This is a genomic window from Kribbella sp. (genome assembly GCF_035687465.1).
Lineage (GTDB): Bacteria > Actinomycetota > Actinomycetes > Propionibacteriales > Kribbellaceae > Kribbella.
The window spans coordinates 1-20,203 of sequence record NZ_DASRXP010000734.1 but is presented as its reverse complement, the minus strand read 5'-3'; the positions used below and the strand labels follow the sequence as shown (position 1 = coordinate 20,203).

General features: G+C 67.2%; 19 protein-coding genes and 1 pseudogene. 9 read left to right on the top strand and 11 right to left on the bottom strand.

What is annotated here, in order from left to right:
- On the bottom strand, positions 1 to 2,160 hold a 2,160-nt coding region (locus VFG33_RS39910; RefSeq protein ID WP_325058245.1), incomplete at its 3' end, for a bifunctional [glutamine synthetase] adenylyltransferase/[glutamine synthetase]-adenylyl-L-tyrosine phosphorylase.
- A 161-nt stretch (positions 2,161 to 2,321) separates the two neighbouring features.
- Between VFG33_RS39910 and VFG33_RS39905 the strand changes: the two genes are divergently transcribed.
- Positions 2,322 to 2,792 carry a hypothetical protein gene (locus VFG33_RS39905; protein WP_325058244.1) on the top strand — a complete coding sequence of 157 codons (471 nt, stop codon included), beginning with the start codon at positions 2,322 to 2,324 and terminating at the stop codon, positions 2,790 to 2,792.
- Between the two features lie 59 nt (positions 2,793 to 2,851).
- Here the strand turns inward: VFG33_RS39905 and VFG33_RS39900 are convergent, their stop codons facing one another.
- Positions 2,852 to 6,490 (bottom strand): BamB-related PQQ repeat family beta-propellar protein, encoded by a 3,639-nt coding sequence (locus tag VFG33_RS39900; RefSeq protein WP_325058243.1) that lies wholly within the window; start codon positions 6,488 to 6,490, stop codon positions 2,852 to 2,854.
- Positions 6,487 to 7,521 carry a HupE/UreJ family protein gene (locus tag VFG33_RS39895; RefSeq protein WP_325058242.1) on the bottom strand — a complete coding sequence of 345 codons (1,035 nt, stop codon included), beginning with the start codon at positions 7,519 to 7,521 and terminating at the stop codon, positions 6,487 to 6,489. Before VFG33_RS39895 ends, VFG33_RS39900 begins: the two co-directional genes overlap by 4 nt.
- Before the next feature lie 131 nt (positions 7,522 to 7,652).
- Here VFG33_RS39895 and VFG33_RS39890 point away from each other — a divergent pair, with 131 nt between their 5' ends.
- Positions 7,653 to 8,258, top strand: a complete 606-nt coding sequence (locus VFG33_RS39890; protein ID WP_325058241.1) for a peptidylprolyl isomerase — start codon at positions 7,653 to 7,655, stop codon at positions 8,256 to 8,258.
- A gap of 3 nt (positions 8,259 to 8,261) precedes the next feature.
- On the opposite strand, the gene glnA is transcribed toward VFG33_RS39890, so the two are convergent.
- Positions 8,262 to 9,602, bottom strand: coding sequence for a type I glutamate--ammonia ligase (gene glnA, locus VFG33_RS39885; protein ID WP_325058240.1), 1,341 nt, complete (start codon positions 9,600 to 9,602; stop codon positions 8,262 to 8,264).
- Positions 9,603 to 9,726: 124 nt separating this feature from the next.
- On the opposite strand from glnA, the gene VFG33_RS39880 reads away from it, so the two are divergent.
- The gene (locus tag VFG33_RS39880) at positions 9,727 to 10,140 is read left to right on the top strand and encodes a hypothetical protein (protein ID WP_325058239.1); all 414 of its coding nucleotides are present in this window, start codon (positions 9,727 to 9,729) and stop codon (positions 10,138 to 10,140) included.
- On the opposite strand, the gene VFG33_RS39875 is transcribed toward VFG33_RS39880, so the two are convergent.
- On the bottom strand, positions 10,057 to 11,001 hold the full coding sequence (locus tag VFG33_RS39875) for an HTTM domain-containing protein (protein ID WP_325058238.1): 945 nt from the start codon (positions 10,999 to 11,001) through the stop codon (positions 10,057 to 10,059). The two genes, VFG33_RS39880 and VFG33_RS39875, sit on opposite strands and share 84 nt — an antisense overlap.
- Complete coding sequence (locus VFG33_RS39870) at positions 10,998 to 11,465, bottom strand: hypothetical protein (RefSeq protein WP_325058237.1); 468 nt, start codon at positions 11,463 to 11,465, stop codon at positions 10,998 to 11,000. Before VFG33_RS39870 ends, VFG33_RS39875 begins: the two co-directional genes overlap by 4 nt.
- 63 nt (positions 11,466 to 11,528) lie before the next feature.
- Here VFG33_RS39870 and VFG33_RS39865 point away from each other — a divergent pair, with 63 nt between their 5' ends.
- From VFG33_RS39865 to VFG33_RS39855, 3 genes are read left to right on the top strand one after another with little or no spacing between them, the layout of a single operon-like run.
- Positions 11,529 to 11,894, top strand: a complete 366-nt coding sequence (locus tag VFG33_RS39865; RefSeq protein WP_325058236.1) for a nuclear transport factor 2 family protein — start codon at positions 11,529 to 11,531, stop codon at positions 11,892 to 11,894.
- Positions 11,895 to 11,910: 16 nt separating this feature from the next.
- Complete coding sequence (locus tag VFG33_RS39860) at positions 11,911 to 12,351, top strand: MarR family winged helix-turn-helix transcriptional regulator (protein WP_325058235.1); 441 nt, start codon at positions 11,911 to 11,913, stop codon at positions 12,349 to 12,351.
- Between the two features lie 7 nt (positions 12,352 to 12,358).
- Positions 12,359 to 13,567 (top strand): epoxide hydrolase family protein, encoded by a 1,209-nt coding sequence (locus VFG33_RS39855; protein ID WP_325058234.1) that lies wholly within the window; start codon positions 12,359 to 12,361, stop codon positions 13,565 to 13,567.
- Here the strand turns inward: VFG33_RS39855 and VFG33_RS39850 are convergent.
- From VFG33_RS39850 to VFG33_RS39835, 4 genes are read right to left on the bottom strand one after another with little or no spacing between them, the layout of a single operon-like run.
- Positions 13,503 to 14,696, bottom strand: coding sequence for a DUF418 domain-containing protein (locus VFG33_RS39850; RefSeq protein WP_325058233.1), 1,194 nt, complete (start codon positions 14,694 to 14,696; stop codon positions 13,503 to 13,505). The two genes, VFG33_RS39855 and VFG33_RS39850, sit on opposite strands and share 65 nt — an antisense overlap.
- A gap of 49 nt (positions 14,697 to 14,745) precedes the next feature.
- Positions 14,746 to 15,417 (bottom strand): class I SAM-dependent methyltransferase, encoded by a 672-nt coding sequence (locus VFG33_RS39845; protein ID WP_325058232.1) that lies wholly within the window; start codon positions 15,415 to 15,417, stop codon positions 14,746 to 14,748.
- Between the two features lie 33 nt (positions 15,418 to 15,450).
- The gene (merB, locus tag VFG33_RS39840; RefSeq protein WP_325058231.1) at positions 15,451 to 16,401 is read right to left on the bottom strand and encodes an alkylmercury lyase family protein; all 951 of its coding nucleotides are present in this window, start codon (positions 16,399 to 16,401) and stop codon (positions 15,451 to 15,453) included.
- Positions 16,398 to 16,841, bottom strand: a complete 444-nt coding sequence (locus VFG33_RS39835; protein ID WP_325058230.1) for a MerR family transcriptional regulator — start codon at positions 16,839 to 16,841, stop codon at positions 16,398 to 16,400. Before VFG33_RS39835 ends, merB begins: the two co-directional genes overlap by 4 nt.
- A 108-nt stretch (positions 16,842 to 16,949) precedes the next feature.
- On the opposite strand from VFG33_RS39835, the gene VFG33_RS39830 reads away from it, so the two are divergent.
- Positions 16,950 to 17,339 carry a VOC family protein gene (locus tag VFG33_RS39830; RefSeq protein ID WP_325058229.1) on the top strand — a complete coding sequence of 130 codons (390 nt, stop codon included), beginning with the start codon at positions 16,950 to 16,952 and terminating at the stop codon, positions 17,337 to 17,339.
- Between the two features lie 35 nt (positions 17,340 to 17,374).
- On the opposite strand, the gene VFG33_RS39825 is transcribed toward VFG33_RS39830, so the two are convergent.
- Complete coding sequence (locus VFG33_RS39825; protein ID WP_325058228.1) at positions 17,375 to 18,007, bottom strand: class I SAM-dependent methyltransferase; 633 nt, start codon at positions 18,005 to 18,007, stop codon at positions 17,375 to 17,377.
- Between the two features lie 137 nt (positions 18,008 to 18,144).
- Here VFG33_RS39825 and VFG33_RS39820 point away from each other — a divergent pair, with 137 nt between their 5' ends.
- Both VFG33_RS39820 and VFG33_RS39815 read left to right on the top strand, forming a co-directional pair.
- Positions 18,145 to 19,359, top strand: coding sequence for an MFS transporter (locus VFG33_RS39820; protein WP_325058227.1), 1,215 nt, complete (start codon positions 18,145 to 18,147; stop codon positions 19,357 to 19,359).
- Between the two features lie 179 nt (positions 19,360 to 19,538).
- Positions 19,539 to 20,203 (top strand): annotated as a pseudogene (locus VFG33_RS39815) (hypothetical protein); the annotation flags it as partial.

Below are 20,203 nucleotides of genomic sequence, written 5' to 3'. Positions count from 1 at the left end.
GCCGAACCGGCCCATCGCCACGATCGACATCCGGGTGGGTTCGGGTTCGCCCTTGGCCACCGTGCGCCGGGCCACCTCGAGGGCGGAGGTCAACGTCGCCGCCGAGATCGTGGTCAAGGCATCGCCGACCACCTCGACCTCGAGCATCGACGACAGGTCCGCCGCCGCGACGCGGAAGAGTTCCCGCCGGCGGACAGCGCGGATCGCCGCCACGGCCGCCTCGGGTTGCTCCTGCCGTCGGGCCGCCGCGGACATCTCAGTCACCAGGCCGTCCTGCGTGCGCGGTTGAAGCTCCCGCTCGTCTGCCAGCATCGCCGTTGCCTCGGGAGCCCGCTGCAGCAGGTCCACGGCGTACCGGCCGCTGGCGAGGAGGTGCGCGAGCCGCTCGGCGGAAGCGCCCTCGTCGCGGAGTTGGCGGAGGTACCACGGCGTCGAGCCGAGGGCATCCGAGATGGTCCGGAAGGCCAGCAGCCCCGCGTCCGGAGCGGGTGATTCGGCGAACCAGCCGAGCATCGCCGGCAGCAACGCCTTCTGGATCGACGAGCGCCTCGAGACCCCCTCGGACAGTGCCTCGATGTGCCGGAGCGCGGACGCCGGATCGTCGTACCCGAGCGCCGTCAGCCGCTGCTTCGCGGCCTCCGGTGTCAGCCGCACCTCCTGGCCGGGGATCCTCGCGACGGCCGCGAGCAACGGCCGGTAGAACAGCTTCTCGTGCAGCCGCCGGACCTCGAGGGCGTGCTTCTTCCAGGCCTTGGTCAGGTCGTCGATCGGGTTCTTGGTGAAGCCGAGCGAGCGCCCGAGCCGGCGGAGGTCGTCGTCATCGTCGGGGACCTGATGCGTACGGCGCAACCGGTACAGCTGGATCCGGTGCTCCATCGACCGGAGGAACCGGTAGGCGTCCGCGAGCATCGCGCCGTCCGTCCGGCCGACGTACCCCGAGTTCGTCAGCTGCTCCAACGCGATCAGGGTGGTCCCGCTGCGGATCGACTCGTCGCTGCGGCCGTGCACGAGCTGCAGCAACTGGACCGCGAACTCGACGTCCCGCAGCCCGCCCGGGCCGAGCTTCAACTGCCGCTCCACATCCTCCGCCGGGAGGTGATCGACCACCCGGCGACGCATCGCTTGGACGTCGTCGACGAATCCGTCCCGGTCAGCTGCGGACCACACCAGCCCCGCCATCTTCTCGAAGTACGCGCGGCCGAGCTCGACATCACCCGCGACCGGCCGGGCCTTGAGCAGCGCCTGGAACTCCCAGGTCTTGGCCCAGCGCTGGTAGTACGCGAAATGGCTGTCGAGCGTGCGGACCAACGGGCCCGACTTGCCCTCCGGACGGAGCGCGGCGTCGACGGGCCAGAGCGTGCCCTCCGAGGTGTGCGCCGAGCAGATCCGCATCGTCGCGGACGCCAGCTGGGTGGCGGTCTTCAGGGCCGGCGCCTCCGGCTCACCTTCGAGCGGCTCGGCGACGAACAGGACGTCCACATCGCTGACGTAGTTGAGCTCCCGGCCCCCACACTTGCCCATGGCAATCACTGCGAGCCGGCAGTCCGCGGCCTTCGGGTGCGCTGCGAAGTAGTTGTTCCGCGCGATCCGCAGCGCCGTCTCCAACGCGCCACCCGCAAGATCAGCCAGTACTGCGGCAACCTCGTCGACAAGTAGTCCCTCGGCGAGATCCCGCGCGGCCAAGCGGAGCAGGAGCCGGCGGTACTCCACCCGGAGCGCGTCGACCGGATCCTCCGCATCCACGGCCGTCGCCAGGCAGGCCGCCACATCGTCCGGGGTCGGATGGGAGCGCGCCAGGGCCGGATCGGCCAGGTCGTACCAATGCCGAGGGTGGACACTCAGATGCCGCCCGAGCGCCTCACTCGCGCCCAGTACGAAGATCAGCCGGCGCCGGAAGTCCGCATCAACGTCGAGGGTGCGGGCGAACCCCGTGAGGTCGAACTCGTTCCGCCGCAGCGACTCGGCCATCCCGAGCAGGCCGGTCAGCGCGAGATCGGGATCGGCCGACTCGGACAACGAGGTGACCAACTGGTCGTTGGCCATCGGGCTATGGGCATCCAGCGCGTCAAGCTGATCCAGCAACCGCCCGGCCCGCCCAGGATCCGCGAACCCGGCCCGTGCCAACCGCCCCACACCCGAAACCACCCGCGCTTCCGCCACGACGCTCAGCCTAGTGCGCGAGCGTTAGTGTCCCGTGAGCGAGAAACCTAGTCTCGGTCAGCGCGCGGTCCGATATCAGACAGATTGCGGCGAGCGCGCGATCAACACACGGAGTGGTGTGGCAGATTCACTCGGTGATGGCATGATGACTGGTTATGGTCATGATGACGGGGTCGCTCGCTGTCCGGGGCACGGTGGTCTGGTTGACGCCCCAGCAGGGTGGGCGAGTGTCCGGGCCGCCTGAGCCGGACTACGACTACGACTACACAGCAACCGCCTACCTTCCGCCGCGCGCGCCGGAGGACGGTCAGGTAGGTATCGCTCTGCGCCGCTTCGCGCCTGGCGCCTGGAGATCGTCGGCCGAGGGCATTCTGGTGCCGGCCCAGGGCCATCGCGCCCAGCAACTGGTCCCGGGCTGCATCGTGGTGGTGACCGAGGGAATCCGCCCGGTCGGCCTGTTCACCGTCGAGGAGGTCGACGTCCTCGCGCCCGACGGCACGCCGGTGATCGAGAGGCCCGTGGACCCCCAGATCACCGGCTTAACTGCTATCCGCCCGCTGGCCGAAGACCCGCCGTACCGGCACTCGACGGCGAGCTCGCGCTGGTCCACGCACGAGCCAGCCGGCACCTGACCCGTTTGCGTCCGAAGAACCTGAGGTCATAGCCTCAGGTTCTTCGGACGCAAGGTGGATCAGTAGGCGTTCAGTACGGCGAACTTGTCCGTGGCGCCGCCATTCGAGGCGACCACGATCTTGCGGGTGATGGTGTGGCCGGCGCCCGCCGCGAGGTCGAGCTTGAACTTGCTCATGGTGAAGTTGCTCTGCGAGTAGCCGGCGAACGCACCGCTGTCCTCGCTGTAGACCAGGCCGTAGGTCTGGTTGTCAGGACCAGTGCCCGCCTGACCGATCCACCGCTTCGCGTTCGGTACCTGGCTGAACGGCCCACCGCCGGTGATCACCGGATAACCCGCCACCGCCGAGCGTGACCCGGCACCGTCGTGGTCCATCGCGTCACCGGCCCACACCGAGAGCGCCGCCGCCGAGTCGTTGCTGAACGTCGTCGCGGCGGTGATGAACTGCTCGTCGGCGGTCGCCGTGTACGTCGTGACGATCTTCAGCCCGGGGTGTTCCGCCGACGTCCCGGTGACCCGGACCACCGCCTTCTCCCCCGTGTTCTCGACGATCTGCACGTCGGTCGACCTGGTCTGGAGCTGCTGCCACGAACTCCCACCGAGCGGTTCGGCGGTGCTCACGTACGGCAGGTTGATCCAGTCCAGCTGGTCCGGCTGACCGGTGATCGCCATGTCCAGCACCTTGCCAGTCGTCGACTGGGTCAGCTGCGGGTCGTCGTACACCTTCGCGATCGCCATCGCCAGGTGCTTGTTCTCGATCACGATGTCGCCGGGTCCGCCCTCGACCAGACCGCTGGGCAGCCGTTTGCCGATGCTGGCATCGACGTTCACCGGGCTGACCTCGAGGTTGACGTCGGACACCCCGTTGTCGTCCACCGTGATCTCCTTGGCGGCAGTCGCGTAGCCGAGCTGCGCCGACTGGACCGTGTACGTCCCGGCCCCCTTCTCCAGTGCCAGCCGGTAGTTGCCGGCAGCATCCGTCGAGGTAGAACCGATCGCCGTACCGTTCTGGACCACAGTCACCGCAGTGGCGACTGCTTCGCCGGTGCCCTTCTTCGTCACCTTGCCGGTCACCGCCGGCCACGGCTTGGCCGAAGTACCGCCCGGAGTGAAGGCGTACAGGTTGCCGTCGAATGCACCGACCACCACTGTGTTGCCGCTGATAGCCGGTCCGGCGGAAACCCAGGTGCCCAGGTTCTGCTGCCACAACGGCTGCCCGGAGCGAGCATCCAGCGCGTAGAAGCTACCGCTGTTGGCACCCACGAACAGGGTGTTCCCGCTGAGCGCCGGCGAGGTGAACGAACCACCCCGGTACTGCGAACCCGGCAGCAACCGCTTCCAGATCAACGCACCCGTGGTCGCGTTGAGCGCGGCCACCTCACCACTCGGGAAGCCCATGTACACGACGTTGCCCCTGATCGCCGCGGCCGCCGGGGTGGCATTCCCGTTGACCAGCGACGGCGAGGAACTGCGGTAGCTCCACAGGGTGGCGCCGGTCGCGCCGTCACGAGCGATGATGCCGTTACCCGAACCGATGAACACCCGGCCGTCGGCAGCGGACGGGATACCGTCCTGCCAGCCACCGAGAGCCTCGGTTCCCCTCCATTCCAGAGCACCGGTCTGGAGGTTGTACGACACCACTCGGTCGGCGGTCTCGTTGCCGACGTACACGTGACCGTCGGAGACAGCGGGAGTGCCGTCGCTCATCGTGGCGCCGGTCATCGGGGCGGCCCAGATGCGCTTACCGGTCTTGACGTCCAGGGCGACGAGGAGACCGGCGCTGGCCTCACCGTGGCGGGTCTGGTACGGGAACAACACCTTGCCCTCGGCAACGGTGACGCCGTAGTACCCGTAGGTGCGCTGGTTGAAGCCCTCCGGCGCGGCCCCGGGGTCGTTCCGCCAGACCTGCTTGCCGGTCTTCGCGTCCACCGCGAAGAGCGTTCCGCGCAGCGTCGGTACGAACACCAGGCCGTCGGACACGGCGATGCTGCCGTGCACCGAGGACGGCACCGGGAAACTCCACAGCTTCTTGCCGGTGGTCTGCGAGACCGCGTGCAGGGCGCTGTTGCCGTCGCCGTTCTCGTCCCGGGTGCCCGCGTAGACGACACCGTTGACGATCACCGGCGAGCCGGTCAGGAACGTCCCCTCGGTCCGGTACGACCAGGCCAGCCGCTGACCCGCGGAGATGACGTCCTCGGCGACACCGCTGTGCGACGCGTCACCGTGGTGCTGGGTCCAGTTGGTACCGGCGATCGGCTGGATCGCCTTCTCGTTGGTCAGGGTGAACTTCGAGGTGCCCTTCCAGGAGGCGCCGGCCTTGTCGAACGCCTGGACCTCGACCGTGTGCTTGCCGATCTTCGTGCCGCCGGGCAGATCGGAGTACCAGGTGAACTCGCCGGTCGACTTGAGTGACCTCCAGCCACCCATGCCGTCGATCCGGTACTGCGCCTTGACCGGCGCATCCGTGGTGTCGTAGGCGTTCACCTGGATGCCGGGGAACTTGTCCAGCGGTACTGCGGTGCCAGGTGCGGGGCTGACGATCGTGAGGTCCTTCTCCGCGCCGTACATCCGGAACGGGTTGTCGAAGGTCTTGTTGTTCATGTTCACGAACCGGAACCCGCGCGGCGAGTTGTCGATCGTGTACGAGCTCGAGTTCGTCTGGATGTGCTTCGCGGTGCCGGCGAAGTCGCTCTTCGGCTCCACGTCGTTGGAGTGCTCGTGCCCGACCAGGATCAGCTCGGCGCCGTACTGCTCGAGCACCTTGCCGTACTCGTCGTAGACCGACGACGACCCGAACGGCACGTTCATCGGCTGATGGGTCAGCACCACCAGGTGCTTGCCCTTGCCAACGTTCTGCTTGAGGTCGGCCTTGACCCACTCCAACTGCTCGGCGAAGGGCGCCGCACCGTTGTCCTCGAGGACCAGGAAGTGCCGGTCGCTGTAGTCGAACGAGTACCACTCGGGACCGACGTGCTTGCGGTAGTTGTTGATCCGAGCGGCGTACGTCGCGCCTGCGGAGTACTCGTGGTTGCCGACCGCGGGCCACACCGGCACCTTCGACTTCGCAGTACTGGCCTTGTAGTACTCGAACTCCGCGTCGGTCGCGTTGTTTGTCAGGTCACCACTGACCTGAATGAACGCCAGGTCCTGCCGGGTCGAGTTGATCTCGTCGATCTGCTCGGGCAGTTGCGCGTTCACGTGCGGGTCGGCGACGTTGCCGAAGGTGAAGCCACCGCGCTCCGAGGCCTTGTCCTTGCGGAGGCCGAAGTTCACCTCGCGGGCGTCACCAGGGGCCAGCGCGCCGAGGTTGCGGTAGAACTTCGGCGTCATGTTGTCGTCGGTGCCGACCGAGTAGCCGGCCGGCTGGGTGATGAAGACGAGGTCGACGTCACGACGCTCGGTGTCGGTGCCGAACGAGTAGCGGCCCTGCTTGTCGGTGATGACGGTCTGCAGACCGTCGGACACGCTCACCCCGGTCAGGCCGGTCTCGTTGTTGTCGACCCGGCCGTCGTTGTCGCGGTCATCGAAGACCGTGCCGGTGATCGTGGCGCTCGGCGCGTCCACGGCATCTGCCAGGGCACCGGTCAACGGCACTACCAGCACGAGAGCGGCGAGGCCGCCGGTGACGGCGTACAGGATCTTGTGCCGTCTACTGTTTTGAGGGGAGGGATCGGTCCGGCTGCTAGCGAGGCGGATCATGCGAGGAAGAACCTTTCGACGAACCAGTAGAGACCGAAGGCGGCGACGACCCCTGTCACCGATTGAACGGCCGGAACCGAGAACCGGCTCCGGCGGATGAGCACGAGCAGCGGGAACACGGCGGCCAGCAACATCGCCTGCCCCGCCTCGATCCCGACGTTGAAACTGACCAGTGAGACGAGAAGGTCCGCACTGACCTGATCGGTGATCCGCAGCGATCCGGCGAAGCCGAGACCGTGCAGAAGACCGAAACCGAAGACCACCGGCAATCGGTGGCGGGTGGCGCCCAGCAGGTTCTCCACCGCGACGAAGGCGATCGAGAGCGCGATCAGCGGCTCGACGATCACGGCCGGCACCGTGATCCCGCCGAGCAGGGTGGAGATCAGCGTGACGCTGTGCGCCACGGTGAACATCGAGATCACCTTCACCAGGCTCTGGAAGGTGGCGGCGCCGAGGATCAGGGCGACCACGAACAGCACGTGGTCCAGCCCGAGCAGAATGTGCTCGACGCCCATCTTGCCGAACTGCAGGCTGGACGTCGCCATCGAGCTGTCGCCGACCGTGAAGTCATGGTGGCCGCGGTCGAAGACGGTCCGGCCGGAATCGTCATCGAAGTGGTACTCGACCAGGTTGGTGTGGTCGTCGGCGACCGCCTCCGCCTCGGCGAACACGTCGTACTGGATCCGGAACGACCCCTGCGAACCCGGGCAGGAGAAGTTCAGCGCGATGTCGGCGTACGACTTGGAGGCCCGCTGGGAGGTCGTCGTGCTCTGCAGTGCCGGCTCGCACGCGGCGCCATCGAGGGAGACGATGACACGCTTGTCGAGGTACTCCTCCAAGGCCGGCTTGTTGTTCGGATCGACCGCCCGAGTCAGTACGTCGTACTCCAGGCTGAGCAGGTAGTTCACCTGCTGGCCATCCTGGCGGACCGTTGAGTACCCGGTCGAGGCGATCACATGGGCCGAGGCCACCGTCGTACCGGCCATCGACAGCAGGACCAGAAGGCCGAGGACCGCTAGGAGACGCCGCATGGAATGCATTCCATGCGGTCGGAGCGACCAGTTGATGACGGCTCAGGAAACTATTTACCCCAGGGACACGACTAGTTGTAACTATCTGCGACTCTGTCGCGACCGGCGCACACGGTGTTAGCGTCGTCACTATGCGTTATTGGAAGCGGGTTCTCGCGGTCCTGGTCGTCGCCCTCCTCGCGCTGGTGATCGAGGGGTGGGCCTCCAACGCCCAAGGGGCACCGGAGGGCGCCAAGGCCTGCAAGTTCACCAAGACGCCGGGCATCCCGGCGCAGGTCAAGCCGCCGAAGCCGATCGCGTCCACGGACGGGCAGGTGAAGGTGACGCTCCAGACCAACCTGGGGCAGATCGAGCTGCAACTGGACCGCAAGGACGCGCCGTGCGCGGTGCACAGCCTCAGCACCCTCGCGAAGGGCGAGTTCTACGACGGGTCGTCCTGCGGGAAGCTCACCACGGCGGTGCTGGAATGCGGCCCGGTCGAGCCGGGCTACCACTTCAAGGTGGAGCTCACCGGCCAGGAGACCTACCCGCGCGGAACCGTTGCGATGAGCAACCAGGGTGAGAACGCGAGCCGGTTCTTCCTGGTCCACCAGACGATCGAACTGCCACCGGAGTCCACGGTGGTCGGTCAGATCACCGACGGCCTGGACGTGCTCGACGAGGTGGTTGCCGGTGGCATCGGTGCCGACGAGCGACCTGCCACCCCGGTATGGATCGCCAAGGCGCAGGTCAACTAGTGCCTACAGCACCGGCAGCAGCTTGTTCAGCTCGAACGGGGTGACCTGCTTGCGGTAGTCCTGCCACTCGGACCGCTTGTTGCGCAGGAAGAAGTCGAAGACGTGCTCACCGAGCGTCTCGGCGACCAGTTCGCTGTCCTCCATCGCCGAGATCGCCTCGGCCAGGCTGCTCGGCAGCGGCTTGATCCCCAGCGCGCGGCGCTCGCGGTCGGTCAGGGACCAGACGTCGTCCTCGGCCTCGCGCGGCAGTTCGTACCCCTCCTCGATGCCCTTCAAGCCGGCGGCCAGCAGCAGCGCGAAGGCGAGGTACGGGTTCGCCGCCGCGTCGAGCGAGCGGAACTCCACCCGGCTCGACTGGCCCTTGTGCGGCTTGTACATCGGCACCCGGACCAGGGCGGAGCGGTTGTTGTGCCCCCAGCAGATGTACGACGGGGCCTCGCCGCCGCCCGCGAGTCGCTTGTACGAGTTCACCCACTGGTTCGTCACCGCGCTGATCTCGTCCGCGTGCCGCAGCAGCCCGGCGATGAAGGCACGGCCGGTCTTGGACAGCTGGTACTGCGCGCCGCCTTCGAAGAACGCATTCCGGTCGCCCTCGAACAACGACATGTGCGTGTGCATGCCCGAGCCCGGGTGGTCGCTCAGCGGCTTCGGCATGAAGGACGCGTAGATCCCCTGGCTCAGGGCCACCTCCTTCACCACCACCCGGAAGGTCATGATGTTGTCGGCGGTGCTCAGCGCGTCGGCGTACCGCAGATCGATCTCCTGCTGACCCGGCCCGGCCTCGTGGTGGCTGAACTCGACCGAGATACCCATCGACTCGAGCATCGTGATCGCCTCGCGGCGGAAGTCGTTGCCGATGCCCTGCGGGGTGTGGTCGAAGTACCCGGAGGAATCGACCGGCTCCGGGTAGGTGCCCGGCGCGCCGACCAGCGACTTGAGCAGGTAGAACTCGATCTCGGGGTGGGTGTAGAAGGTGAAACCGAGGTCGGCCGCCTTGGACAGGGTCCGCTTCAGCACGTGCCGCGGGTCCGCGTACGACGCCGAGCCGTCCGGCATGTTGATGTCGCAGAACATCCGCGCGGTGCCCATCGTCTCGCCCCGCCAGGGCAGGATCTGGAACGTCGCCGGGTCCGGCTTGGCCAGCATGTCCGCCTCGGTGACCCGGGCGAACCCCTCGATCGCGGAGCCGTCGAAGCCGATCCCCTCGGCGAACGCCCCCTCCAGCTCGGCCGGCGCCACCGCGACCGACTTGAGGAACCCGAGCACGTCGGTGAACCAGAGCCGGACGAACCGTACGTCGCGCTCCTCGAGCGCGCGCAGTACGAACTCCTGCTGCTTGTCCATCGGTGTGTCCACCTCTCCTCGTGGTACTGCTTCGCCGGGGCCTCACACAGTGTGCCCCGGCTCTGTTAAGGCGACGTTACGTGTTGACCGGGACAACGCGGCGCCGAGGGCCTACCGTTCTCCCGTGCAGACCATCTTCCAAGGCGCCCTGATCGTGGCCGCCGTTCTCTGCGCCAGCGACCTGCTGCTCAGCACCGCCCGCTTCGTCCGGTCCGTCCAGTCCAAGCGCCCCGCGGAGCTGGACGTGCTGGGCCGCCGCTGGCTGCCGATTCCCGAGCTCGGTTTCGGCATGTTCGCCTTCTGCTGCCCCGGACTCGTCACCCTCGGCCTGACCCACGACGACGTGCTGCTGCCGACCAAGCAGATCCTGCTCGCCGCCTTCGTCTTCGGGTACGCCGGTGCGGTGCTCTCCCGCGTCGTCCGTACTCCGGGCCCGGGTGGGCGCCGCTTCCGGCTACGCGCCGGCCTGCTCCTTGGCCTGCCGGCCGTCTTCGGTCTGGTCTTCGGCCTCTCGGGCGTCTCCGGCATCACCGGCTGACCGGGCTGAGTCGGCTGAGTCGGCTGACCGGCGGCTTCTGAACCAGGGCACGATCCGCTCCATCGGAGCGAACGCCAGCCAGCAGACCACCGTCGGCAGGAAGTGGATCAGCAGGATCGCCGTGTTCGCGACATGGAACCCGATGAAGAACAACGCGCCGAGCAGCTGCCAGCGGCCCTTCAGCCAGAGCACCACCGGGGACAGGAACTCGCCGATGATCCCGATCCACTGCATCACGTGCAGCATCCAGGGGTGATGCAGCAACCACTCCCCGACCGGGTGCGGCCGCCTGACGATCGCCCAGGTGAGGATGGCGCTACCGGGCCAGGTGAGCGCCCAGCCGGCGCTGCGGAGCTTGGCGATCGCCGACAGGAAGTAGGTGGCGATCACGCAGATCTGCACACACCTGATCGCCCAGCCCGCCGCCTCTGACCTCGTCTGGTCGGCCCACGGCGAGCCCTTCCTGCTCTGCGCCACGGTCGGCAGCACCCACAATGCGATCACGAGAGCCAGGTGGTCGTGGTCCACCTTGCCGTCGCTCATCCCGATCAGCACCCACCAGGTGAACGCCGGCGCGACCACCCAACCGGCGATCCGGGGGAACCTGTTCGTGGCAGCCACGAGACAGGCGACGATCAATACGTAGTACAGAGTGGTGGTGATCGCGACGGTCGGCTTCGGCAGCTCGAAGAGCCGGGCCAGATACAACGGCTGATAGAGCCCGGGCGACTCCCCCTTCAGCCGGGTGTCGCGGACGAACGCGTGCATGTCGAGGATGACGAACAAGTAGAGGATCGTCCGCAACCAGGCGATCCTGGCGAGCGCGATCTTGGGTGTGAACCAGTTCGCCACGGCTCTCATCGGCGGACCTGCCAGGTCGCCAGTACTTCGGCCTTCGGTGGGCCGTCGACGCGACCCTCGACCAGCTGCGTGGTGTCCCGGATCAGCTCGAGCTTCACGTATTTCGGCTTGTCCGGGTGCTTCTTGGCCCACCCGTCCGCCACGGTCTGCAGCAGCGACGGATTGGCGACGATCTCCCCGGTCCGCGCCTCGATCTCGGCCCGGGCGACCCCGGCCCCCTCGATGTTCAGCGGCACGTCGACCGTCGTACCGGCGTCGGTCTGAGCGCTGATCCGGGTGTAGGTGATCGAGGCGTCGTCCGGCACCGTCTGCGCGTACTGCGACATCGGCCCGAACGGCCACACGTCATCGCTGGCTCGTACCGACCCGTTCACCAGCAGGCCGATCCCCACCAACGCCACCGCGAGGCGAACGCCCTTCCCCACCCTCCCCAACCGCACATCACTGTCCGCCACGCCCGCCATTACACACCACGGCGAGTCCGCGCCCGGGGACGATCGCCCCCGCGCTGCTGAGAGGATTCGGGCGTGGCGACGATTCAACAGGTGGCGGAGGCGTTCTCGGCCCACCGCTTCGCGGAGACCTATCCCTTCCTGCATCCGCAGGTGCGCTGGACGCTCGTCGGCGCCGCCCGCCTCGAGGGCCGCGAGCAGGTCGTCCAGGCCTGTGAGGCAGCGCTGGACCAGCTCTCGAAGAGCACCCAGCAGGTACTCCGTTTCAAAACCGTGGTCGGACCGGACTCCGTGGCGGTCGACGCCATCACCCGGTACGTGGACAAGAAATGGATGACCACGATCGTGTCGTCCTGCGACGTCTTCGAGTTCGCCCAGGGCCACCTGACCGCGATCACGTCGTACACGGTCGAGATCCCGGCCGGCGATTTACATCGATAATTGATATAGTTTGCCGGTGAGCACTCCCCCGGCCCCGCTCGACGTCGACGAACTGGCGACCGTGATCGAGGACTTCACCACGGTCTTCATCCGGCTCGCGTCCGTCCAGAGGTTCAACTTCTCGACGCTGTCCGTCCTGCACACGCTGGGGCGGAACGGGCCGTGCCGGCTGACCGATCTCACGGCGACGGAACAGCTGAAGCAGCCCGCGTTGACCAGTCTGGTCGCGAAGCTCGAGCGGCAGGGGCTGGTGTCACGCCGGTCGGACCCCAGCGACGGCCGCGCTGTCCTGCTGTCCCTCACGAAGGACGGCTGGGAGATCGTCCGGGGCCGGCATGCGAAGCGGGTAGCGAACCTGTCCCAGCTAGTCGACCGGCTGACCGATCAGGAACGTGAGGTGCTCGCCGCTGCCGCGGGTGTGCTGACCCGACTGACTGAGCTGGCGACTGACGACTGAGGAGACGATGATGCTCGACCCGACGCCGATCCACGTGCCGGATGACGTCCTGGATGATCTCCGACGACGGCTGACCACGACCAAGTGGCCGTTGGACGCCGGCAACGAGGACGGCTACTACGGCGTACGGCGGTCTTATCTGCAGGAGCTGGTCGCGTACTGGGCGGATGGCTTCGACTGGCGTGCCGCTGAGCGGGCGCTCAACGCCTACGAGCACTACCGGGTCGATGTCGGCGGGGTGCCGGTCCATTTCCTGCGGAAGCCGGGGGTCGGTCCGAAGCCGAGGCCACTGATTCTCAGTCACGGTTGGCCGTGGACCTTCTGGCACTGGTCCAAGGTGATCGACCCGCTCGCCGATCCCGGTGCCTTCGGGGGCGATCCGGCCGATGCCTTCGACGTGATCGTGCCGTCGCTGCCCGGCTTCGGATTCTCGACGCCGCTGACGGATCAGCCCGACATGAACTTCTGGAAGATCGCCGACGTCTGGCACTCCTTGATGACCGACGTCCTCGGGTACTCGAAGTACGCGGCCGGTGGTTGTGACGTGGGCGCTCTGGTGACGGGGCAGCTCGGTCACAAGTACGCCGACGAGCTCTACGGGATCCACATCGGGTCGGCGCTGAAGCTCACGTTCTTCGAGGGCGACCGGGCGTGGGACCTGAGCGGCGGACATCCCCTCCCCGACGGACCTCCGGAGATCCGCGAGGGGATCGTCGCGTTCGAGCGGCGGTTCGCGGTTCACCTGGCGGCGCACGTGCTCGACCCGAGCACACTCTCGTACGGGCTGTCCGACTCCCCGGTCGGCATGCTGGCCTGGATCCTGGAGCGCTGGACGACCTGGTCCGACAACGACGGCGACGTCGAGAACGTGTTCAGCAAGGACGACCTGCTCACCCACGCGACCATCTACTGGGCCGGCAACGCCATCGACACCTCGATCCGCACCTACGCGAACAACAACCGCTACCCCTGGACGCCATCCCACGACCGCTTGCCAGTGATCGAGGCACCGACCGGCATCACCTTCGTCGGCTTCGAGAACCCGCCCGGCGTGAAGACCAGCGAGCAGCGGGTGCAGAGCTTCCTCGCCGGCGACCGCGCGTCCTGGTACAACCACGTCAACATCACGGCCCACGACCGGGGCGGTCACTTCATCCCGTGGGAGACTCCCGACGAATGGGTGGACGACCTGCGCCGAACCTTCCGCGGTAGGTGACGTTACGGATCAGGATCTCGAAGGGACCTCGAGAGCCGGTACGGCGCATGCGGTCGGCCAGGAAGACCGTAGCCAGCCAGGTGGTTGCCGCGAGCAACGCCGTGGTCGTGACCGTCAGGGTGTCCGAGAGGTCGGCCAGATAGGGCGTGAAGGCAACGGTCCACACGACCGACTGAGCCAGGTAGCAGGTGAGCGAGCGCTGCCCGACGGCTGAGATCGCCAGGGTGATCGGGCCGGGCGCAGTACTGAGTCTCATCGCGATCAGGCAGATCAGGGAGGCGTAGCCCAGACCGCCGAAGACGCCGGCGGCATCATGCAGTGGACCGAAGACACTGAGGGTGCCGTCGCTCGGCTTGTCCACGAACCCGGCGAGCACGAGGGACACCGGCTGCGCGCCGAGGACCGCCACGCCGATGCCGAACGCAGCCGTCGTCCGGAGGAGCTTCACGTGCTGGGCCGGCCGCTCGAGGATCCGGCGGCGGCCTGCCCACAGCCCGATCAGGAACGGCGTGACGAACCCGATCGGACCGAGGACCATGATGAACGGCTGGACCGTGATCCGCTCGCTGATCTGGCTCCACAGATCGGGCGGCAGCATGGACGGGTCCGGCGGATCCGCGCTGGTCGCGAGCGAGTCGGCGCTCGGCATCGCGGTCAGCAGGAGGAACACGGCAGCCACGATCAGGAGAGTGCGATCCTTCCAGCGAAGGGCCCAGACGCCGATGAACAGCAGCACGCCGTACGCGGCGAGGATATCCCCGACGTACAGCAACATCGCATGGAGGAAGCCGAGTACCACCAGGACCAGGCTCCGCCGCCAGAGCAACCGCCGTGCGGACCGCCAGGCGGCTCCGGCCTCGGTCTGCCGGCGCACGATCTGCGCGACGCCGTAGCCGAACAGCAGCCCGAACATCGGGAACGCCCGGCCATCGACGAAGGTCGCGATCACCCAAGTGACCACCTGATCCAGCTTCGAGCCGTCCTGCGGGAATCCGCCGAGCACCGATGAACCGCGCAGGAAGTAGTGCGAGTTCGCCAGCGCGATAAACAACAACATGAACCCTCGCGCCAGATCAGGCCCCAGCGCCCGCTCGCCGACCCCCGTCGGTCCACCCTGAGAAGTAGTCACCACCTCAGTAAACGGTCGCCCGCAGGACTGGCGCAGCCGCTGAAAGTATCTACCGCGATGAACCTTCGTCGCCGCCGGCAGGGCGGGTGGCGCGGCCGAGGATGTGGGGCGAGGCCGGTGTCGCCTGGCCGGGTGGGAAGGCGAACCGCTCGATCTCGTCGATCACGAATCCCGCCGCCTCGATCGCCGTCTCCGTATTGCGGCTCGCGTGACAGCCGCCGGTCATCAGTGGCCACAGCGTCGCGTCGCCGATCCGCTGCACCTTCGCCAACCGGGTGCCCCTAGGCGCCGCGACATGCTCGTAGAACCGCAGTTGGCCGCCTGGGCGCAGTACCCGGAAGGCTTCCTTCAGAGCGGCCTGTTGGTCACTGACCGAGCACAGCACCAACGACACCACCACCCCGTCGACGGAACCGTCCGCAATCGGCAACCTCTCGGCGGCCGCATCGGCAACCTCGACCTCGAGCCGGCTCGCGACCTCCGCGGCTTGCCGCTGCGTCTGTGCTCGCAAGTACGGCTCGGGCTCGACCGCCACGACGCTCGTCACCGCCGCCGGATAGAGGGCCAGGTTGGCGCCGTCGCCTGAGCCGACCTCCACAATGCGTCCCGCGAGCCCATCGAGCAGCCTGCGGCGATGCCCGGCCGCGCCCTGCCGATCCATCGCCGGCCTCAGCCGCGTGTACATGCGGGCGAACAACGGATGCGACTTCTGTCCTGCCATGGCACTACCGTCCCACGCCGTACGGGTCGCGGGTCAGTCGACGAGCAAGGGTTGGAAGAGGTTGATCCCGAGTTCCTGGGCTTCGGTCTGGGTGAGGATCTGGCCCGGGACGTGCGGATGGCTCGTGATCCAGGCCTGAGCGGTGGTCTGGTTGGTGAAGAAGTTCAGGTAGTCGCAGCAAGTGGTTGCCGATGGGCCGACGCCTGCGTCAGCGCTGATGAACACGACTGCTTCCGCGGGCTGCCAGTCGGTCCGGCCGGCGCCCAGGGTGACGGTGATCGGTTGGCCGGTGGTCGCGTCGACGGACTCGATCTGGGTGTCCTGACCGAGCATGGCGGACATTCCGAGCGCATCAGCCGCACACATCGCGTAGACCTCGACCTGGTCGCCGATGCGGACGCGATGGGCGGTCGGGGTCGCGGAGAACGGGTAGGCGACCGCGATCTGGCCATCTGAGTTCAGGCGGATCGCATCGATTTCGTGCAGTGCGTTCAACACCTCGGTCGAGCTACTACCTGAGGTGATTACATCGAGCTCAGCGGTGGTGGGCGGGCGGCCGGTGGAGGCGAAGGTGCGCAGGATCGTCTGATGCACGGCCTTCTCGAGCGGCTTCAGTTGGAGCACCCGACTGCGCTGCGAACTCAACAGTTCCCCTGCTGACCGTGGAAGCCCTTGGTTCTCGTGCTGCTGGACAGCGCTGGTGATTGCCTCGCGCAACTGTTCGACCGACGGCGCCGAGACTGTACGGCCATTGTCGTCGCGGTAGAGCCGGCACGACACCCCGGACTCACAGCCGCCCTGCGGCGCGAACGGATCGACGCCGTCGATCAGCAGTGTCGGCGAACCAGCCATCCCGTACTGCGCGGCCTCGGCATCGGTCTCGATCACCCGGGTGATCACGGCCTGGTCGGTGACCTCGGCGAGTCGCTGCAGCAGAGGCGCCAAGTTGGGGCAGTCCGGAACGTGCAGGACCTCGAGCTTCATCGCTTTCCCATCGCAGGGTCGTCAATCGGACTGGGCGCGCTCGTGTCCAGAGGGAAGTCGAGCGCTTTCAGCAGTTCACAGCAGCGGTCGCCGCGAGGCAGGTCGCAGGTCGCGACGAGCTCGGCGAGAGAGTCGTGCATGCGTTGGAGGTCGCGGATCCGCCTCTGGAGATCGGCCTTGCGATGCTCGGCCAGTACCCGGGCCGCGTCGCAACTGTCCGGTCCGCCGCTGTCCAGGTGGAGGAGTTCCTCGACCTCATCCAGCGTGAACCCGAGTTCCTGGGCCCGCTTGATGAACCGCAGCAACTCCACCGCCGCGACGGGATAATCGCGGTAGCCACCTGGTGTTCGAGGTGGTTCGGTGAGCAACCCCCTGCGTTCGTAGTACCGCAGCGTCTCCGCGTTCACGCCGACCCGGCCGGCCAACTCACTCGTTCGCATACCCCCATCCTCAACCCCGGACCCAACTACGGAGTCAACCCCCGCGACGGCATAATCCGGTTAGCGTGTGGCCTTGGCGGACGCGCTACTTGACCGGGAGATCCTGAGATGACCAGTAAGTTCACCGAGCTTGCGATCGACTGTGCCGATCCCAGTGGTCTCGCCCGGTTCTGGTGCTCGGTCCTTGACTACGAGGTACTGGAGGAAGAGGACGGAATTGTCACCATTGGCTCCCCTCTCGTGCCCGAAGGCAAGAACCGCCTTGGCCCGGTGCCACCGACGCTGACTTTCGCACGCGTGCCAGAGGGCAAGACCATCAAGAACAGGCTCCACCTCGACCTCAACGCAACCGACAGGGAGCAAGACGAAGAGGTCCGCCGCCTGCTCGACCTAGGCGCTCGGCACGCCGACGTCGGCCAAACCGGCGAGGAGAGCTGGGTCACCCTCGCCGACCCAGAAGGCAACGAGTTCTGCGTCCTCGCCGGCCGCAACCCCTGACCGGAGGCCGCACACTCCGGCGAGGAGAGAGGCGGTTAGGCCGGCGTCCGGAGAACCGCCCACTGATAGTGCATCGGCCCGGTCCCCTGCCAGGTCAGCCAGTGCTCGACCGTTCCATGCCGCTGAAGAGCATCGCGCACCATGGCGTCGGTGCGGATGCTGAAGAAACGCGGCGGCCCGAAATCGGTGCCGTCACGCCACAGACTCTCCGCACCGACCTGATCACCCCACAACCCGACCGCGAGCGGCGCGGCAGGGCGGAGTACTCGCACTATCTCTGCCAGCGCAGAGTCCAGGTCCTCGTCAGCCACGTGCAGCAAGGTGCTCATCGTCCAGCCCGCCTGGAAGCTGGCATCGTCGAAGGGCAGATCCAGGACGGAGGCGACCTGCGCGTCGAGGCCAAGCGCGTGGCAAGCATCGACGCTCTCCGGTGCGAGGTCGACACCGGTGTAGGCCAGACCGGCCGCAGCGAACGCTTCGCCGTCCCGACCAGGGCCCGAGCCGATCTCGAGGACCGAATGCAGGTCTTCGTTGGCGAGTTGCGCGAGGTACGCCGTCCGCCGTTCGACTCGTGAAGCCGGAAGATCCCGTACTGCGCGGTCGCGCACCTCGTTGTTGTAGTAGCTGACGAGATCAGTCTCGCGTTGCACCCGCGCGGAGTCGTCCATGGCGCGACATCTTTCCACCCACCGCCGACAGGACGACGTGCACCAGCTGCCGACAGACTCTCCGCTCTCGGCGTACTGGCTTCGCTCAGAGTGAACTGGTGTGGCCGTCCTGGCGTGCAGGTGACAGGTTGCTCGGCATGCCGTGGGTTGTCAGAGGTGAGTTCCGGAAGCTGTGGATCGGGCAGGCGGTGTCCGCGTCTGGCAGTGCGATCACCAGTGTTGCCCTGCCGCTAGTAGCGGTAGTGACGCTGAACGCCTCTCCGCTGGAGATGGGACTGCTCTCCGCGTTGACGGTCCTCCCGCACCTGCTGTTCGGGCTGTCCGCTGGACTGCTGGTGGACAGAGTGCCGCTGCGGCCCCTCCTGGTGATCGCTGACGCCGGACGGGCGGTTGTGCTTGGCGCGATTCCCCTGGTGTGGGCTCTCGGATCGCTCCGGATAGAGCACCTCTACGTGGTAGCGGTGCTGGCCGGAGTACTGACGCTGCTGTCGGACACAGCATCACTGACGTTCATCCCGGCCCTGGTCCCCCGCGACGAACTGATGCAAGCGAACAGCGCGTCCATGCTCAACCAGACCGTCGCCTCGACCACCGGGCCCGCTGTCGCCGGGTTCCTGGTGCAGTTGGTCAGCGCGCCCTTCGCGATCGCCTTCGACGCGTTGTCGTTCGTCGTGTCAGGCGTCGCGTCGTACCTGATCAAAGCGCCGCCCAAGGTGGCAGGGCCTCCGCGCGCCAAGACGCATGTGTTCACAGGTCTGCGGGTTCTGTTCGGGCACCGGCTACTGGCTCCATTGGTGCTCTCGGCAACCATCGCCGCGGTTGCCGGCGCTATGCAGGCGCCACTCGTCGTTCTCTACCTGGTGCGGGAGCTCCACTGGTCGCCGGCGCTCGTCGGTGTGGCCGTGACGGTCGTCGGCGCGGCGTCCGTCGGCGGCACTCTCTTGGCAACACCACTCACCCGGTACTTCGGAATCGGGCGCACGTACACCGTCGGCCAACTCCTGGTCGCCCTCTCCGGCGTCACCCTGACGATCGGCCTTGCGCCTTTCATCTTCATCGCGCAGGCGATGGCCGGCCTGGGGATGCCCTTGTACGGCGTACCGCAACGCACCCTCCGGCAATCCCTGGTCCCCGCGGAACTACTCGGCCAAGCAACCGCCGCCTGGCGCACGCTCGTCATCGGCGGCCAGACCATCGGCGCTGTATCGGGCGGCCTCATCGCGGGTCCCCTCGGCTTACGCCCAACCCTGATACTCAGCAGCGCCGGCATGCTGGCGGGCTGCCTGTACGCCGCCCTGTCGCCGCTCCGCTCACTCCGCAAACTCCCTTCCCACGAGCAGATAGCGCCTTAGCCCGGATCCGCCCACGCATCTGTTCCACCGCAGGCTGCTCTTCCACATTTCTTAGGGGCCTGTGGACAACTTGGCGTGATTCGATACCACCCACAAGATTCTGACAATCTTCGGAATGCCTTACAGAGAAGGGCATTCCGACACAGAAACTGTCGGAGGCGATGTCTAGAGTCTTGGGTATGGAGATCTTGGGCGCGCGACCGGCATGGTCGAAGACCAGCAGCGAACGGCTGCAGGTCCTCGATGCGGTCGAGACCGAGCTCGCCCGCCTGAAGACCGTCCGGCTCCACTACATGGCCAGCGTCGACGACTCCGGCGACGCCGCCGACCTAGGAGCCCACGACACCGTCGAACTGCTGTCGCTGCGCCACAACCGCCACCCCCGCGACGTCCGCCGCGACCTCACCCTCGCCAAAGCCCTCCCGAAATACCCCGCCGTCTCCGCCGCCCTCCCCGACCCAGCAGCCGACCTCGGCAGCGACCTCGACGATCACGTCGCCAGCGACGCCGACCCTGACGCCGACCTCGAAAGCGATCTCGCCGCCGCCCCGGACGCCGCGGCGGACGATGCCGCGGACCCGGACCCGGACGCCGACGCGGATGCGGACGGTGCCGTCGACCCGGACTTCGATGCGGACGGCGCCGTCGACTCGGATGCTGGGGTGCGGGGGCGGGTGGTGATTCGTCCGGCGCAGGCGCAGGTGATCGTGTCCGCGTTGGAGAAACTGCCGGACACGGTCCCGGTCGAGGACATCGAGGTCGCCGAACAAGAACTCGTGAAACTCGCCGCGCACCTGAACCCGGTCGAACTGCGGAAGGCCGCCAAGCACGTCTGTGACCTGCT